The sequence below is a fragment of the Paraburkholderia sediminicola genome (assembly GCF_046026895.1).
Classification (GTDB): domain Bacteria; phylum Pseudomonadota; class Gammaproteobacteria; order Burkholderiales; family Burkholderiaceae; genus Paraburkholderia; species Paraburkholderia sediminicola_C.
Genome location: NZ_JAQQEU010000211.1, coordinates 1 through 1,613, shown reverse-complemented (window position 1 = coordinate 1,613; position 1,613 = coordinate 1). Strand labels below are relative to the sequence as shown.

2 protein-coding genes are annotated in these 1,613 nt (G+C 58.2%); both read right to left on the bottom strand.

Annotated features, from left to right (window positions below; translation table 11 throughout):
* Positions 1-570 (bottom strand): DUF8724 domain-containing protein (locus PQR02_RS40330; RefSeq protein WP_494478103.1); only part of this gene is annotated, 570 nt, incomplete at its 3' end.
* The coding region (locus PQR02_RS40325) for a helicase-related protein (RefSeq protein ID WP_408243369.1) at positions 567-1,613 on the bottom strand (1,047 nt) is incomplete at its 5' end. The genes PQR02_RS40330 and PQR02_RS40325, both read right to left, overlap by 4 nt.

The window sequence follows — 1,613 nt, the reverse complement described above, 5'->3', positions numbered from 1 at the left end:
CAAATCGACCGCCTCATCTGAGGCACCAATTTTCTTCAGCCTCAGTGGACCATTGCATGTGGCAGCACCACGATGCACAAAGCGCAACCATGGAAAATCATCAAGATGGCCGTGACTGCATGCCATTTGGAACCGCGCCGGCAGCGCAACCGGGGGCTGTCCGGCCTTACTGCAGTTCGCATGGACAAAGCGAGCCCGGTCCGGTCGGTAAGGGTCGGTTTTCAGTTCGAACAGGCCAGAGCTAATTGGCGCCAGCAGTTCACACCACGGGCACCTAAACCACTGCGGAAACGCCGCAACCGGAACTCCAATTTTCGCGGCTCCGAGCGGGTCCGCAGAAGCAGTGTCTGGTTCGACCGGTGGGAGCAAAAGTTTCTCCACCTGGTCGCCCAGTTGAACGCGTACCGCGCGAAGCAGGCGCTCTTCGCTGACCAATACAGAATGTGTCGTATCCCAGTCGTCCAGCCCCATGACCATCCCAGCGATGTTGGGAAGGTCAATCATTGCGCCGACTCCATACACATTCAGGAGTTGCGTTGGTCTAATATCGCCGACCTTGTGTTTCGTCATTTTTGTTCTCCGGCCGTCGACGGCTGAACGCTTGGGCCACTCGCAACAGCAGGCGCTGGCGCCGAATACCCTTGCCCGTACCCGTCATCGAGTGGTTTGTCGTCCATGATTAGGCCAACACTCGGCTCGACGTCGCGTAGCGAACCTAGACAGGTGAAGTCTTCCCACTCTCCCGCTCCGGTCTTCTCGAGCAACGCAACTGTCGTCCCGTCTCTCTGGCCTTGGTAACCTAACCGCGCTCCGCCAGGTTTAGACGCAGCCTTCTTGAGCCAAAAATCAATTCGGGCCTTCAACAGCTTCTCCACCCGCTGTCCTTGCGCCGTCGACTGTGTCACGGATGTGGCGCGCTGAGCTATCGCCTTAATCGCATCCTTCACAATCGCGTGCGAACCGTCTAGTCGTCCCGCTGCCAGGTTCTCGTTAAATTCGGAGGCAGGCAGACGAACCAGCGCGGCTAGGACAGCAGACACCCCTCGGTCAACCGCTCGTGCTGCGAACGGCGTGACTGAAAGTGCTTCCACATGCTGGTAGAAGGTGGCGTGGTAATGCTCGAATCGCTCGTAATGAGAAAGGTCGCGCGGCCGCCCCCAATTGTAGACAGTGCAAACAAGGCCGGGGGCCTGTGCGTTCCGCCCGACGCGACTCGTTGCCTGGATGTATTCAGCAGTTCCCTTGGGCTGTCCACCGACAACCATAAGTCCCAACCGCTTGACGTCAACCCCAACGGATATCATGTTTGTCGCCAGCACTACGTCAAGAGGATTGGCCCGGGTCGGCCTGCTACTTGCCCGTGCATGGGGCGGCAACAACGGGTCGTGTGCGAACTCCAGTCGGTCCAGCAAGCCGGGAATATCGCGCGAGTTTTTCCGAGAGGTCAATTCTTCCAGAGCTGGCGTATGACGTTTCGCCAGTCCACGGCTTTCCATGTCCCGCAACCGCGAGCGAATATCATCGTCCACAAGCCGTCGCATGCCGCCTAGCTCTCGCATAGAATTGAAGTAGCCCAGCAAGGTCATCCAAGGGTCTGCAGCTTTGCCATATCT